Here is a 14,581-nt window from a genome sequence, read left to right as displayed (position 1 = left end):
GCTCCTGCTGGTAAAGAATAGGGATATCTGACTTTAGACACCGCTCTTCTATCAGAAGTGCGGTGGAGTCTTCTTTAGAAAGGATTGAACGTATGGACTTACAAGCTGCAGAGAAGAAAGTTCTGGAACTGCAAACGTTATTGAACCAATACAGCTATGAATATTATGTGATGGACCAGCCATCAGTACCTGATGCTGAATATGATCGGCTGCTACGTGAACTTATTGGGTATGAGGAGAAATTTCCGGAACTGCAAACGGCAGACTCACCGACACAACGGGTCGGTGGCGCCATTTTGGATATGTTTGAAAAGGTGGAGCATACCACTCCGATGCTTAGTTTAGGCAATGCCTTCAACGAAAGTGACTTGCGGGATTTCGACAGAAAGGTCAGACAATCTGTAGGTGACAATTTTTCCTATGTATGTGAATTGAAAATTGACGGACTTGCCGTCACACTTCAATATGAGAATGGATATTTCGTAAGAGGGGCAACCCGTGGAGACGGAACGATCGGTGAAGATATTACCGCTAATTTGAAAACGATCAAGTCGATCCCATTGAAGTTACGGGAGCCGGTCGCCATAGAAGTGCGCGGTGAGGCCTTCATGCCAAAAAAATCATTCGAATCATTAAACAAGGCTAAGGAAGAACGCGGTGAGGAACCATTTGCCAACCCGCGAAATGCCGCTGCCGGCTCGTTAAGGCAGCTTGATCCGAAACTTGCTGCGAAACGGAACTTGGATATTTTCCTTTATGCGATTGCCGATTTGGGGGAAACGGGGGTCCGTTCCCATAGCGAGGGTCTGGATTTATTGGATCGACTCGGGTTTAAGACGAACCGGGAAAGAAAAACATGCTCGAATATAGAGGAAGTACTGGCCTATATAGTAGAATGGACGGAACAACGTCCAAACTTAGCCTATGATATTGATGGAATTGTCGTAAAGGTGGATTCCCTTGAACAGCAGGATGAATTAGGTTTTACTGCAAAAAGTCCGCGATGGGCCATTGCTTATAAATTCCCAGCTGAAGAAGTCATTACAACCCTAAGGGATATCGAGCTGAATGTGGGCCGTACGGGTGTATTGACCCCGACTGCCGTTTTGGATCCCGTCCGGGTAGCAGGTACGACTGTGCAGCGAGCTTCACTTCACAATGAAGATTTAATCCGTGAAAAGGACATCAGAATCGGAGATCAAGTGGTTGTGAAAAAAGCGGGTGATATCATTCCAGAGGTAGTCAATGTACTGGCAGAGCGCCGTACAGGGGAAGAAGTCGAGTTTCAGATGCCGACTGAGTGCCCTGAGTGCAGCAGTGAACTTGTCCGGCTGGACGGGGAGGTTGCTTTACGCTGCATCAACCCGAAGTGTCCTGCACAAATACGGGAAGGTCTGATTCACTTTGTTTCCCGTACAGCTATGAATATAGACAGTCTTGGTGAAAAAGTGATTAGCTTGTTATTTAAAGAAGAACTCATACAAGATGTGGCTGATATTTATAAGCTTACATACGATCAACTGATTGCTTTGGAAAGGATGGGGGATAAATCCGTCACTAAACTTCTTCAAGCGATCGAAGCTTCGAAAGCCAACTCGTTGGAAAAATTACTATTCGGGCTGGGCATTCGCCATGTTGGTTCAAAAGCTGCCAAGACGCTTGCGAGGGAATTCGGGACGATGGAAGCCTTAAGCAAGGCGAGCCGTGAAGAACTAACGGCCATCAATGAAATAGGCGATAAGATGGCTGATTCCATCGTAGCTTATTTTGAATTGGAAGAAGTCCATGCTTTATTGAATGAGTTGGATGCAGCCGGTGTGAATCTTACTTTCAAAGGGCAAAGAGCTGTTGCTATAGAAGATATCGACTCCATTTTTTCCGGTAAAACAGTCGTTTTAACGGGAAAACTGCATCAGTTAACACGTAACGAAGCTAAAGAGAAATTAGAGGCGCTAGGAGCTAATGTTGCTGGAAGTGTAAGCAAGAAAACCGATTTGGTCGTAGCTGGTGAAGATGCCGGTTCTAAACTGGAAAAAGCCGAAAGCCTAGGCGTCATGGTATGGGATGAAGAGAGACTGATTGAGGAACTAAATAAATAAGAGGTGTAGCTATGAGGAAACACTCCATTTTGGGGATGATTCTTATACTGCTTCTTGCTGGATGTGCGCCTAGTTTCGAGGATAAGCAAGAGGTAGTTCAAGACTCCAAAGACAAAAAAGAAACGGCAATTATTCCGAAGTATAAAATTTCGGAAGAATATTATCAAACAATCCTACCTTTTGAACCATCAAAGGCACGCGGTTTGGTCGTATCCAATCTAAATACCCGATATGACATTGAAGAATTCGAAAATGGATTGATGCGGTTGGCCCAAACCCAATTCGACCCGGAAGATTACCTGTTTCAAGAGGGGCAAATGCTAGATAGTTCCAAGATATCTTCCTGGCTGAACAGAAAATATACCGATAGTCAGTTGAAAGAAAAGAAGATGAAGGCCTCAGAGAACCTTGGCTTGAATCCGGTTGATCCAGGTAAAGGAGACATTGATAAAAGGAATGAAGAAAATCCAATTTATCTTGCTCATATTTTAGAACATAATTACTTGGTCAAAACAAAAGATAATTCGGTGAGCCTTGGCGGAGTAGTAATAGGTCTTGCGTTGAATTCAGTGCATTACTATCAAAAAGAGGCATTCGGTGCCACCTATGAAAATAAAATCGATAGTATAAAGCTAAAGCAAGAAGGGGAAAAAATTGCTGCAGTAGTCTTAAAAAGGCTGCGTAATATGGATAAGCTGAAAAATGTTCCGATTACGATTGCCTTATTCGAGCAAAATGAAAAATCTTCAGTAGTCCCTGGGAATTTCATTTCCTATACAAATATCGATAAAAACTCGAACAATATTGGGAAATGGACGAACTTGGACGAAGAGTATTTCCTATTTCCTTCTGCTGCTGCTGAAAAGAAATACCGTGATGACGTCAATACTTTCACGAACTTTAAAGAAGATGTCGAAGAATACTTCCCTAACTTTAATGGAGTCATCGGAAGGGCGTTCTATATGGATGATCAATTGCAAAGCCTGAACATCGATATCCCCATTCAATTTTATGGGAACTCGGAAGCGATAGGCTTTACCCAATATGTTGCTGGGCTCATAATGGAACGTTTCCCGAACTATATTGCCGTACAGGTATCCATTACATCTGTAAATGGACCTGAAGCGCTCATAGTCCGTGAAGCGAATCAGGACGAACCATCCGTTCATATATACGAATGAAAAAAGGATGAAGCTTAGCGGCTTCATCCTTTTTTTCGACTGGAATGTATTTCTTGTGAATGTCAAAATAATCTTTAACAATGAACAAAGATATATAATAGAAAGTAAACCCTTCCATCTTAGGGAACAAGTTCTTTAAAAAAGGTAACATTTGTCGAATTTTAATAGTCTTATTGTCATTTCCCCGGAAATCCCGGCAACTTTCTCATATTTCCCGGAAAATATCTCTTTTTCCTTAAGAAATAATTGAATTTCGACATTGTATCTCTTGTTGCTTTACTGTGCAATAGTTTGATATGATTTAAACGATGATTATATGGAGAAAAGCGACGAAATTCAGTCGATTTGGATATTTTTTCGGAGGTGAAGAGAATGTCACGTATTTCTATGGAACAAGTTAAACACGTTGCCCATTTGGCCCGTTTGGCCATTACGGAGGAAGAAGCAAAACAGTTTCAGCATCAGCTTGACCAAATGATTTCATTCGCGGAGCAGTTGAATGAGCTTGATACGGATCAAGTAAACCCGACTTCTCACGTTTTGGATATGAAGAATGTTATGCGCGAAGATGTCGCAAAACCGGGATTGCCAGTAGAAGAAGTAGTTAAAAATGCACCGGATAGCAAAGAAGGATATATCCGTGTACCATCAATAATTGAATAAGGAGGGACAATGATGTCGTTGTTCGAACAAAAGGTTTCTGAGCTTCATGAACGATTACATAAGAAAGAGATAAGTGTCACTGATCTTGTTGACGAATCGTATAAGCGAATCGGACAGGTAGAGGACAAGGTGAAGGCATTTTTGACACTTGATGAAGAAAACGCACGCAATCAAGCGAAACGTTTGGATGATCAATTGGTAAAAGGCGAGAACGAAGGCGCTTTATTTGGTATGCCAATCGGAGTGAAGGATAATATTGTCACTAAAAATTTGCGTACGACTTGCGCGAGCAAAATTTTGGAGAATTTTGATCCAATCTATGATGCAACCGTTGTTCAAAAGCTACAGAAGGCAGAAACGGTTACGATCGGGAAATTGAATATGGATGAGTTTGCGATGGGTTCTTCCAATGAGAACTCAGCATTTCAAGCAACACGCAACCCTTGGAATACGGAATATGTGCCAGGCGGTTCTTCGGGTGGTTCAGCTGCATCTGTCGCTTCCGGTGAAGTCCTATTCTCTTTAGGTTCCGATACGGGTGGATCGATCCGCCAACCAGCGGCATATTGTGGAGTCGTCGGCTTAAAACCTACATATGGACGGGTTTCCCGATTCGGCCTTGTAGCATTTGCGTCTTCGTTGGACCAAATCGGACCGGTTACAAGAACTGTTGAAGATAACGCTTATTTGCTTGAAGCGATCTCAGGAGTAGATCCAATGGATTCGACCTCTGCTAATGTTGACGTGCCGAATTTTGTGAATTCATTAACAGGCGATGTTAGAGGATTGAAAATAGCCGTGCCTAAAGAATATCTTGGCGAAGGCGTTGGTGAAGAAGCACGTAATTCCGTACTTGAAGCGTTAAAAGTACTAGAGGGTCTTGGAGCTCAATGGGAAGAGGTTTCCTTGCCGCATTCCAAATATGCTTTAGCTGCCTATTATCTTCTGTCTTCATCGGAAGCCTCGGCTAACCTTTCACGTTTTGACGGTGTTCGTTACGGACATCGGACAGATAATGCAGAAACTCTTATAGAAATGTATAAGCAAACCCGTGCAGAAGGATTCGGTGACGAAGTGAAACGCCGTATCATGCTTGGAACGTTCTCCTTAAGTTCCGGTTATTATGATGCTTATTATAAAAAGGCTCAAAAAGTACGTACATTAATCAAAAAAGACTTTGAAGATGTCTTTGAAAAATATGATGTCATCGTTGGGCCGACTACACCTACGCCTGCATTTAAAATTGGTGAAAAAGTAGACGATCCATTAACGATGTATGCGAATGATATCTTGACGATTCCAGTCAATCTTGCTGGCGTACCGGGTATATCCGTGCCATGTGGATTCGCAGCTAATGGTCTTCCGCTTGGACTGCAAATGATTGGGAAGCATTTTGATGAAAGCACGATTTACCGCGCGGCTCACGCATTTGAGCAAGCAACAGATTTTCATAAACAATTTCCTAAGCTGTAAGGGGTGAAAATAATGGACTTTGAAACGGTGATTGGTCTAGAAGTACACGTAGAATTAAAAACGGATTCTAAAATTTTCTCAGCGAGCCCAAATCATTTTGGTGCCGCTCCAAATAGTAACACGACTGTAATTGACCTAGGCTACCCAGGTGTATTGCCTGTCGTCAATAAAAAGGCTGTTGATTTTGCAATGAAGGCTGCAATTGCCCTGAATTGCGAAGTGGCGGAAGTTACGAAATTCGACCGGAAAAACTATTTTTACCCGGACAATCCTAAAGCATACCAAATTTCACAGTTCGATCAACCGATCGGTGAACATGGTTGGATTGAAATCGAAGTGGGCGGCAAGAAAAAGAAAATTGGCATTACCCGCATTCATATGGAAGAGGATGCTGGAAAGCTGACACATAAAGGGAACTATTCGCTTTGCGATTATAACCGCCAAGGTACGCCTCTTGTTGAAATCGTATCCGAACCGGATATCACTTCCCCGGAAGAAGCGTATGCTTATTTGGAAAAGCTGAAATCCATCATTCAATACACGGGCGTTTCCGATTGTAAAATGGAAGAAGGTTCACTTCGTTGTGATGCTAACATTTCCTTGAAACCTGTTGGCCAAAAGGAATTCGGTACGAAAACCGAATTGAAAAACTTGAATTCATTCAACTTCGTTCGCAAAGGGTTGGAGCATGAAGAAATCCGACAAGCGGAAATCTTGAATGAAGGCGGCATAATCGAACAGGAAACTCGCCGGTTCGACGAAGCTACAGGCAGAACCGTACTAATGCGAATTAAGGAAGGCTCCGATGATTACCGTTATTTCCCGGAACCGGACTTATTGACGATCCATATTGATGAAGAATGGAAAGCTCGTATCGCTGCCGAAATTCCGGAACTTCCGGATGCCCGGAAAAAACGCTATGTCGAAGAATTTGGCTTACCTGAATATGATGCAGCCGTTTTAACGGTAACGAAAGAAAGTGCGGATTTCTTTGAAGCGACAGTTGCTTCAGGTGCCGATGCAAAACTGGCATCTAACTGGATCATGGGTGAGGTTTCCGCTTTCTTGAATGCAGAAGGCAAAGAGCTGCATGACGTCAAATTGACTGCTGAATCATTGGCTGGAATGATCAAGCTAATTGAAGATGGCACTATTTCGTCTAAAATCGCTAAAAAGGTTTTCAAAGAATTGATTGAAAACGGCGGGGATGCTGAAACGATCGTCAAGGAGAAGGGACTAGTCCAAATTTCCGACGAAGGCGCATTGCGTACAGCCGTTGAAGAAGCATTGAATAATAACCCGCAATCCATTGAAGATTTTAAAGCGGGTAAACAAAAGGCAATCGGCTTCCTTGTCGGGCAAATTATGAAAGCGACAAAAGGACAAGCCAATCCACAACTTGTTAATAAAATTTTGGTGGAAGAAATCAATAAACGTTAATATTGACCGTATCACTTTTAAAGTGGTACGGTTTTCTCTTGATTAAGGAAAAAGTTTACTGAGAAAAATAATAAGCGGAAAAATAATTTTGAGTTATCTGTAGGGGTAACTCCTTTTTGTGTCGTCTATTACATGAATGTTTATCAGGAAAGGGGGAAGAGAAGTGTCTGATGAGTTAGTTGAGAAGGTAAGGGCTGGGAATGATCATGCATTCCGAATGTTGATTGAAACTTATAAACAGACGATTTATAGAACCGTCTATTCCGTCTTGCGGAATCAAAAGGATGCAGAAGATGTTACCCAGGAAGTCTTTATCAAAATCTACACTTCTCTTCCTCAATATAAGAACCAAGGCTTCAAAACTTGGATTACCCGAATTGCCGTCAATCATGCAATCGATCTAAAGAGAAAGAGGGAACGCCAAAAGGAAGAATTACAGGACGAACATTCATCGGAAGTTAATTTGGGCTTAACGGATGATGTCGAGGCAGTATTTTTTCGGAATGAAAGGCGAAAGCAAGTATTACGGAAGCTGAATGACCTTCCAGAGGGATATCGGGACGTTGTATATGGCTATTACATAAAGGAAAAGACATTCAAGCAAATTGCAGAGGAACAGCAGATTCAAGTGAAATCTGTGGAAGTAAAGCTATACCGGGCAAGAAATTGGATGAGAAAACATTGGAAAGAGGAGGATTTTTCATGAATCATGTTTCAGAGGCACAATGGGTTGCATATTTGGCAGATGAAATACCAGAGGCTTTAAAAATTGAATATGAAAATCATCTATACTCCTGTGACAAGTGTTTGTCCGTCTATATGGAAGCGATGGAAAAAGAAGAAACAAGTCTTGACCTTGAAGGATTTGATATTGCAGGTCCAGTCATGGACTCGATTAGCCGATTGAAAGGCGGCTCTGTTGAAGAGTCTTGGCCACACCGAAAAGAGAAGTCACTTCGGACAATCACAAGACATTACCTGATTGCGGCCGGATTTACGATTTTATTAATGGCAGGCGGGGTATTTCAATCATTGACAGAATACGTGGATTCTGTGGAATCAAGCAGTGAAAAGAAAACGCAGTCCTTGACCGAGGACCTTATTGATAAAACATTTACTTGGATGGATACAATCGAAAAGAAAAATAAGGAGGGGTTTAGAAATGAATAAAAGTCCGGTATTAGCTTTTTTATTATCCTTTCTGCCAGGTTTCGGACATTTTTACCTAGGAAGGCAATATAAAGGGCTATTTTATTTTCTTGCCACAGCTGGATTGGGGCTTGGAGGTCTTTTTCTTTCGTTAATCAGTCAATCGGATGCATTTCTGGCATTTTCCGTTATTGGAATGGTGTTTTATTTCATCAGTATATTTGATTTGGTGGTCACCTCACTGAGGAATCCTAAAAGTGAAGAGGATGTGGAGGGAATGGCAAATCAGCCGGAAGCGGAAAGGTTTTATGTAATCATCCTTTCATTCGTTCCTGGGTTAGGGCATTTTCAGCTAGGCCTCATGAACCGTGGGCTCATTTTTCTCATCAGCTTTTTAGGCTTTGGCATCATGGTGATATTCATCAGTGTGATGACACAAATGGAAGGCCTGTTAATATTCATGGCACTATTGCCTGTTATCTGGATTTACAGCTTTTTTGATTCTGTTCAACAGCTGAATAAAAAGCAAAGAGGTGAGGAGCTTATCGATCGGACCGTTTTGGAAGATTTCGAGGAGAGACGGGAATCCGGGAAGAAGAGTAAAGCGGTCGCGACTTTATTCGCTATTTTCCCTGGTGCAGGTCACTTATATTTGGGGCTGCAAAAACGCGGGATACAATTGATGGCCGGCTTTTTATTCGCCATTTACATACTGGATTTACTCCGGTTGGGTTTCTTCTTCTTCCTTATTCCGATTATCTGGTTTTATAGTTTTTTTGATGGATTGCAAAAAGCATCAAAAATGGAGGAGGGTCCAGTAGAAGATACGCCCATCATTTCGGGAATGGTCAATCATCAAAAATGGTTAGGATTGGGTTTGGTGGGAATTGGAATCTATTTCTTGGCTAGTAATATGATCGTCCCGGCCATCGCTCCCCATTTAGATGAATGGATTGGAAGCAACTTGGAATATTGGTTTAGGGATTATTTTCAAAAAGGCCTTGTATGCATCCTTCTAATAGGCGGAGGAATCAAATTGCTGTCGGGAAGTAAAAAAGGGAGAGTCGAGGAGGAGACAAAATGAGAACATGGAGAGTCGGAACGATTTCAATGGGGATCTCCCTGGTTGGTTTGGGTTTGGTTTTACTCGTTTCTCAAATTACGGATATGAATTTGACGACGATTCTGCTATCGTGGTGGCCGTTGCTGTTCATTATCTTGGGTGCAGAGATTCTCTTTTATATTTATTTTTCGAAAAAAGAAAGTTCTTTTGTAAAGTATGATATTCTTAGCATTCTTTTCGTGGGATTGCTTGGAACGACGGGAATAGTTTTAATTCTGCTTACATCCAGCGGATTGATGGATCAAGTTAGGGCTGCCGTTAATAGTGAAGAGAAAACGGTCAATTTGCCTGGTTTCAATCAAAAGGCAGGGAAGGGCATACAGAGAGTTGTCCTGGACTCTGGCCCATACCCATTGACCATTGAAAGTGGTAATGACGGAGAAGTTTCCGTTTTTGGAACATATGGTGAGCGGGTAATGGAAGATGCTGATTCATTGTTGAAGAAGGCGGAAGATTATTTACTCGTAGAGAGAAATGGTGATACGCTTTATATAAGTTTCAAGGATTTGCCGATTCAAAATGGACTTTTGGACAGTGGTACAATGAATCTTAAGGCCACCCTTATAATCCCTGCTGAGTTGGCAGTGGAGATAGACGGTCAAAATACCGATCTTGTCTTGAAGCCTAGAAAGCTCTTGAATGACTGGAGTGTGAAAGATAGCGGAAATCTAAGTGTATTCCTTCAGGATAATAGTGATATCAAGATAGATGCTAGAGAGGCCGAGGAACTTGAAGGTCCTGAGAATGGCTGGAAGATGACTGAAGTGAAACAAGAAACAAATGAAGAAGGTATTGTAAAAAAGAATGGGATATTCAATACTGGTGAAGGGAAACATACATTAACGGTTACCGACACATTTAACGTGAATGTTCAATATCCCTGATTGAAATCATTTACTAGAATAAAATTGTAAAAAGCATTATAATTTTCCCTGATAAGATTTCTAGTAAAATGCAAAAGATATGGACCGAAATACGGTCCTCTTTTTTTCGAATATTGCTTTTCATGTAATGAAGGATTAAGATGTAAATTATGGAATCAATATGTATAAGGATGATGGGAAATGAAAAGAGCAAGGTTGATTTACAACCCGACTTCGGGCCGGGAAGCCATTAAGAAGAGCCTGCCAGGTGTGCTAGCGAAACTTGAAGAAGCTGGTTACGAAGCTTCTGCACATGCGACGACCGGTGCTGGGGATGCGACGAAAGCGGCTAAGATAGCGATTGAACGCGGCTATGATGTAGTTATTGCAGCAGGGGGCGACGGTACGATTTATGAGGTTGTTAATGGACTGGCCACTGCAGAGAAACGTCCGAAACTAGGAATCATCCCGACGGGAACGACCAATGATTTCGCGCGGGCGCTGCATTTACCGAAGTCGATCGAAGGGGCAGCCGAAATTATTGCCGGCGGGCATACGATGCCGATCGATATCGGGAAAATGAACGATAAGTATTTTATCAATATTGCTGGCGGGGGCAGATTGACCGAATTGACCTACGACGTGCCGATCAAGCTGAAAACGATGCTCGGTCAGCTAGCGTACTATATTAAAGGAATTGAAATGCTTCCTTCAATTAAGCCGACGGAAGTTTCTATTGAATATGATGGAAAGCTCTTTGAAGGGGAGATCATGCTTTTCTTGGTGGCTAACACGAATTCGGTCGGCGGCTTCGAGAAACTGGCCCCTGACGCCTCTTTGAATGATGGTATGTTCACGTTGCTTATTCTAAAAAAGGCAAACCTGGCTGATATTGTCCGTGTCGCAACATTGGCAATGCGCGGTGAGCATATCCATGATAAAAACGTCATTTATGAAAAAGCCAATCGAATTAAAGTACAGGCCAAAAAGGATATGATGCTTAATTTGGATGGGGAATTTGGCGGGATGGCCCCAGCTGAATTCGTCAATCAGTACCGCCATTTTGATGTATTCATCCCGCAAGGACTACTGCCGGATGATCCGGCAAATAAATAGGGTGAAAAGGCCACTGAATCTGGTGGCCTTTTCAGTTTAATGAAGCAAGGAGAATTGCAACATGTATATCAGGAAAGCGACACCGGAGGATGCGGACAAGGCAGCCATATTGACCCGGTTAGCGATTAAGGAAATTGCAGAGGTTTTGACAGGTGAAACGGAAGAAGAAAGAATACTTTCCGTTCTTGCCGATTTGTTCAGGAAAAGTGGGAATCGGGTCAGCTATGAAAATACGCTTGTCAGTGAACATGATGGACAAGTATCTGGATTGATCATTGCTTACCATGGCAAGGATGCCGAAAGCTTGGATGAACCGATAGTGAAACAATTAAGGATGAAAATGAAAGACCCAAGAGTTACGCTGGATAAGGAAGCGGAAATGAGAGACTTTTATTTGGATACCGTGTCCGTTGATCCGAATTTTCAAGGAAGAGGAATTGGCAGTGCACTAATTCAATATGTGGAGGAATACGCTAAACATAAGGGGTATCCAAGAATTTCTTTAGTCGTTGAAAATGAAAATGAAGCGGCGAATCGTCTCTATGGCAGATTAGGATATAAAGAAATGAAAACCATTTCGATTAGCGGCCATGAATTTCGCTATATGGTAAAGGAAATAGAAGAACCTCCTGTTTAACAGGGGGTCCTTTTTAGTTCTTTGAAGTTTGGCATTGTATGCGATTACATTTGCTGCCCATTCATGGCTGCCCAATCAGCGTAAGCTCCGGTGCCATTACAGCCGGGACAGTCGTGTATATCGGAAAAATGATATTCCGTAGGTACGAAGGAGCTGTATCCACGTCCGTAACAATCCGGACAGAGGCCTTTTTCCTCCATACTCGCTCGATGTTTTTCTATCCTTGTAGCATTCCAGGCCGATATAGAGTTAAATAAACCCATTTCCTCACCTCTTTTGTTTTTCCTTATTTTTCTTTTTTTATTGAACTTTTATTCATGGAACTATGAAAAATCCGTAATTCCTTCCACTATATTTTTATGAAAACCAGGGTAAATTGGTGAGTGGTTTTGTGGCAAGGCCTCTATTGTGGTAAAATACAGGCTAGCATAAAAAAGAAAAGAGAAGATGATATGAAAAAAACAGCACCAGTTGCTAAAAATGATATAGTAGAGGTTTTATTTGAAGATTTAACACATGAAGGAGCTGGCGTCGCTAAAGTCGATGGCTACCCGATCTTTGTTCAGGGCGCCCTTCCAGGTGAAAAAGCAAAAATCAAAGTGATGAAGGCTAATAAGGGTTATGGCTTCGGACGCTTGATGGAGATTATCGAAAACAGTCCATACCGGGTTGAGGTCACTACTGAAGACTATCATAAGTACGGTGGTTGTCAGCTGCAGCATATGAGCTATGAAGGACAGTTGGAATTCAAGGAAAAACAAGTACGTGAAGTGATGACACGCATTGGGAAACTTGAGGAAGTGAAGGTTCACCCGATCATCGGGATGGATAATCCAACCCATTATCGCAATAAAGCGCAAGTGCCTGTTGGTGAAAAGGATGGCAAGCTAATAGCAGGATTCTTCAAACCGCGGACACATGAAATCGTTGAAACGAAAGAAAGCATTATCCAAAATGAAGTAATTAATGAAGCAGTTCAAGTCGTTAAAGAGATTTTCAGTAAACTTGGTATCCCTGCTTACAATGAAGAGGCACATAAAGGTGTATTGCGGCACATCATGGCCCGTTATGGCAAGCAAACAGGGGAATTAATGATTGTTCTTGTTACAAGAACGAAAAGTATCCCTTTCATCGAAACCATCGTGAAGGAAATCGTTGAACGTCTTCCACAAGTTAAATCCATCGTTCAAAACGTGAATTCCAAGAAAACGAATGTTATCTTAGGCGATAAAATGACTGTGCTATGGGGCGACGAAGTGATCCATGATATGATCGGTGATGTGAAATTTGCGATATCAGCAAAATCCTTCTACCAAATCAATCCAGACCAAACGAAAGTCCTTTATGATAAAGCTCTTGACTATGCAGGGCTGACTGGTGAAGAAACGGTGTTAGATGCCTATTGCGGCATTGGGACCATCTCTTTATTTTTAGCTAAAAAAGCGAAAAAAGTAATCGGTGTCGAAGTGGTCGAAGAAGCGATAGAAGACGCACGACGCAACGCTGAATTGAATGAAATCTCAAATGCAGAATTCATGGTCGGCGATGCAGGTAACGTTATTGCTGAATGGTATCAAAGGGGCAACACTGCTGATGTCATCGTGGTGGATCCGCCACGCAAAGGCTGTGAAGAATCCCTTCTGAATACGATCATCGAGATGAAGCCTAATAAAGTCGTATATGTATCATGCAACCCAGGCACTCTAGCGCGTGATCTTCATATCTTGGAAGAAGGCGGATATAAAGCAGTTGATATCCAGCCTGTCGATATGTTCCCGATGACGACACATGTTGAAAATGTAGTGTTATTAGAGTTGAAATGATTGAATGTGGGCCCGGTCTAATTGACTGGCCCGCATTTTTTATGTTTGTACAATATGGATATTGATTTCCGATCCACACACTCGCTCTCCGCGGACGATTGGCCCTCGGCATGCGCCAGCGGGGTTTCTCTAGGCGTGCTTTTCCTGCAGGTGTTCTCGTAAACCGGCTCCAATCAACTTAGTTAAACGGTTATATAGGAGACCATGCCTGAGGAGTTGAAGGGCTGCTTTGGGTCAGGTGTTTCGGGAGAATATTTGAAGAAAGATAAGTTCCCGAACCTCTTTTCCGACAAACTGTGGGTCCCGGTCTAAATGAACGGGACCTTTTTAATGTATTTTAAATTGAAGAAAAGGGAGGGGGATTTTTTTTTTGCATGATTATTCTTGACGCTCTGACTTGGACATATATTAAGAAATATATGGATTGGGAGGCAAGGTGATCTTATTAATTTTCAAAAAGCGGTGGCTGTCATTGTTGGTAGCTTTTTGGTAGGCATTGGAATAAATGGATTTTTGGTTCCTCATCATTTAATAGATGGCGGCGTAATTGGGATTGCACTCATCCTTCATTATTTCTTTGGTTTTCAAACGGGACTATCCATGTTGGTCCTTAGCATTCCTATATTTTTATATGCCTGGTATTATGAACGCCCTTTTTTCTATAGCAGCGTTCACGGATTGCTTTTGACATCCCTTTTTATGGATTGGCTTAATCCATTGAAAAAGGTTTTTTCCATTTCAATACTGACAAGCTCTTTGATTGGCGGTGTCATCATAGGGATGGGCATAGGACTCATGCTTCGATATGAGACAAGCAGCGGGGGAACGGATATGCTAGCCAAAATCATCTCAAAATCCACCTCCATGGATATTGCTTTGGCGATTATCGTCATAGATACACTAATCATTTCAGCTGCAGCATTCACCTTAGGTATCGAAATTTTTCTTTTTTCATGTGTGACGATCGTGATCATTGGGCTGGTCACATCGCTTATGAAAGTGAGGGAATGAATA

14 protein-coding genes are annotated in these 14,581 nt (G+C 42.1%); 13 read left to right on the top strand and 1 reads right to left on the bottom strand.

Going from position 1 to position 14,581, the window contains the following annotated elements:
- Positions 1–92 precede the first annotated feature (92 nt).
- The 11 genes from ligA (at position 93) to ACZ9AO_RS11785 (ending at position 11,744) form a co-directional block, all read left to right on the top strand.
- Entirely contained in the window at positions 93–2,099 is a 2,007-nt protein-coding gene (gene ligA, locus ACZ9AO_RS11835) for an NAD-dependent DNA ligase LigA (RefSeq protein ID WP_251542389.1), read from the top strand.
- 11 nt (positions 2,100–2,110) lie between these two features.
- Positions 2,111–3,280 carry a CamS family sex pheromone protein gene (locus ACZ9AO_RS11830; protein WP_476109127.1) on the top strand — a complete coding sequence of 390 codons (1,170 nt, stop codon included), beginning with the start codon at positions 2,111–2,113 and terminating at the stop codon, positions 3,278–3,280.
- A 372-nt stretch (positions 3,281–3,652) separates the two neighbouring features.
- Positions 3,653–3,943 (top strand): Asp-tRNA(Asn)/Glu-tRNA(Gln) amidotransferase subunit GatC, encoded by a 291-nt coding sequence (gene gatC, locus ACZ9AO_RS11825; protein WP_034306082.1) that lies wholly within the window; start codon positions 3,653–3,655, stop codon positions 3,941–3,943.
- 12 nt (positions 3,944–3,955) lie between these two features.
- Positions 3,956–5,416, top strand: coding sequence for an Asp-tRNA(Asn)/Glu-tRNA(Gln) amidotransferase subunit GatA (gene gatA / locus ACZ9AO_RS11820; RefSeq protein ID WP_034306080.1), 1,461 nt, complete (start codon positions 3,956–3,958; stop codon positions 5,414–5,416).
- 12 nt (positions 5,417–5,428) lie between these two features.
- Positions 5,429–6,856 (top strand): Asp-tRNA(Asn)/Glu-tRNA(Gln) amidotransferase subunit GatB, encoded by a 1,428-nt coding sequence (gene gatB / locus ACZ9AO_RS11815; RefSeq protein ID WP_034306078.1) that lies wholly within the window; start codon positions 5,429–5,431, stop codon positions 6,854–6,856.
- 163 nt (positions 6,857–7,019) lie between these two features.
- Complete coding sequence (locus ACZ9AO_RS11810) at positions 7,020–7,562, top strand: RNA polymerase sigma factor (RefSeq protein WP_034306075.1); 543 nt, start codon at positions 7,020–7,022, stop codon at positions 7,560–7,562.
- Positions 7,559–8,026: a hypothetical protein gene (locus ACZ9AO_RS11805; RefSeq protein WP_251542392.1), complete on the top strand. Its 468-nt coding sequence runs from the start codon at positions 7,559–7,561 to the stop codon at positions 8,024–8,026. The genes ACZ9AO_RS11810 and ACZ9AO_RS11805 overlap by 4 nt, the downstream gene beginning before the upstream one ends.
- Positions 8,019–9,089 (top strand): hypothetical protein, encoded by a 1,071-nt coding sequence (locus ACZ9AO_RS11800; RefSeq protein WP_251542394.1) that lies wholly within the window; start codon positions 8,019–8,021, stop codon positions 9,087–9,089. Before ACZ9AO_RS11805 ends, ACZ9AO_RS11800 begins: the two co-directional genes overlap by 8 nt.
- A complete protein-coding gene (locus ACZ9AO_RS11795) occupies positions 9,086–10,012 on the top strand; it encodes an exosporium protein E (RefSeq protein WP_476109126.1) in 927 nt (308 codons plus the stop codon). Before ACZ9AO_RS11800 ends, ACZ9AO_RS11795 begins: the two co-directional genes overlap by 4 nt.
- A gap of 180 nt (positions 10,013–10,192) precedes the next feature.
- Positions 10,193–11,107: a diacylglycerol kinase gene (locus ACZ9AO_RS11790; protein ID WP_095390365.1), complete on the top strand. Its 915-nt coding sequence runs from the start codon at positions 10,193–10,195 to the stop codon at positions 11,105–11,107.
- A gap of 61 nt (positions 11,108–11,168) precedes the next feature.
- The gene (locus ACZ9AO_RS11785) at positions 11,169–11,744 is read left to right on the top strand and encodes a GNAT family N-acetyltransferase (protein WP_251542398.1); all 576 of its coding nucleotides are present in this window, start codon (positions 11,169–11,171) and stop codon (positions 11,742–11,744) included.
- 44 nt (positions 11,745–11,788) lie between these two features.
- On the opposite strand, the gene ACZ9AO_RS11780 is transcribed toward ACZ9AO_RS11785, so the two are convergent.
- A complete protein-coding gene (locus ACZ9AO_RS11780; RefSeq protein WP_034306063.1) occupies positions 11,789–12,007 on the bottom strand; it encodes a hypothetical protein in 219 nt (72 codons plus the stop codon).
- 189 nt (positions 12,008–12,196) lie between these two features.
- Between ACZ9AO_RS11780 and rlmD the strand changes: the two genes are divergently transcribed.
- Together rlmD and ACZ9AO_RS11770 are read left to right on the top strand one after the other, a co-directional pair.
- Positions 12,197–13,567, top strand: coding sequence for a 23S rRNA (uracil(1939)-C(5))-methyltransferase RlmD (gene rlmD, locus ACZ9AO_RS11775; protein ID WP_476109125.1), 1,371 nt, complete (start codon positions 12,197–12,199; stop codon positions 13,565–13,567).
- Positions 13,568–14,053: 486 nt separating this feature from the next.
- On the top strand, positions 14,054–14,578 hold the full coding sequence (locus ACZ9AO_RS11770) for a YitT family protein (protein ID WP_250697458.1): 525 nt from the start codon (positions 14,054–14,056) through the stop codon (positions 14,576–14,578).
- The last annotated feature ends 3 nt before the right edge of the window (positions 14,579–14,581 follow it).

Source organism: Peribacillus sp. TE19612 (genome assembly GCF_056279465.1).
This window is presented reverse-complemented; position numbering and strand designations above follow the sequence as displayed.

Coding starts and splice junctions, on each gene's coding strand:
- ACZ9AO_RS11830 (WP_476109127.1), top strand. CDS start 2,111: ATGAGGAAACACTCCATTTTGGGGATGATTCTTATACTGCTTCTTGCT.
- ACZ9AO_RS11780 (WP_034306063.1), bottom strand. CDS start 12,007: ATGGGTTTATTTAACTCTATATCGGCCTGGAATGCTACAAGGATAGAA.
- gatB (WP_034306078.1), top strand. CDS start 5,429: ATGGACTTTGAAACGGTGATTGGTCTAGAAGTACACGTAGAATTAAAA.
- ACZ9AO_RS11795 (WP_476109126.1), top strand. CDS start 9,086: ATGAGAACATGGAGAGTCGGAACGATTTCAATGGGGATCTCCCTGGTT.
- ACZ9AO_RS11800 (WP_251542394.1), top strand. CDS start 8,019: ATGAATAAAAGTCCGGTATTAGCTTTTTTATTATCCTTTCTGCCAGGT.
- ACZ9AO_RS11785 (WP_251542398.1), top strand. CDS start 11,169: ATGTATATCAGGAAAGCGACACCGGAGGATGCGGACAAGGCAGCCATA.
- ligA (WP_251542389.1), top strand. CDS start 93: ATGGACTTACAAGCTGCAGAGAAGAAAGTTCTGGAACTGCAAACGTTA.
- ACZ9AO_RS11805 (WP_251542392.1), top strand. CDS start 7,559: ATGAATCATGTTTCAGAGGCACAATGGGTTGCATATTTGGCAGATGAA.
- ACZ9AO_RS11790 (WP_095390365.1), top strand. CDS start 10,193: ATGAAAAGAGCAAGGTTGATTTACAACCCGACTTCGGGCCGGGAAGCC.
- gatA (WP_034306080.1), top strand. CDS start 3,956: ATGTCGTTGTTCGAACAAAAGGTTTCTGAGCTTCATGAACGATTACAT.
- gatC (WP_034306082.1), top strand. CDS start 3,653: ATGTCACGTATTTCTATGGAACAAGTTAAACACGTTGCCCATTTGGCC.
- rlmD (WP_476109125.1), top strand. CDS start 12,197: ATGAAAAAAACAGCACCAGTTGCTAAAAATGATATAGTAGAGGTTTTA.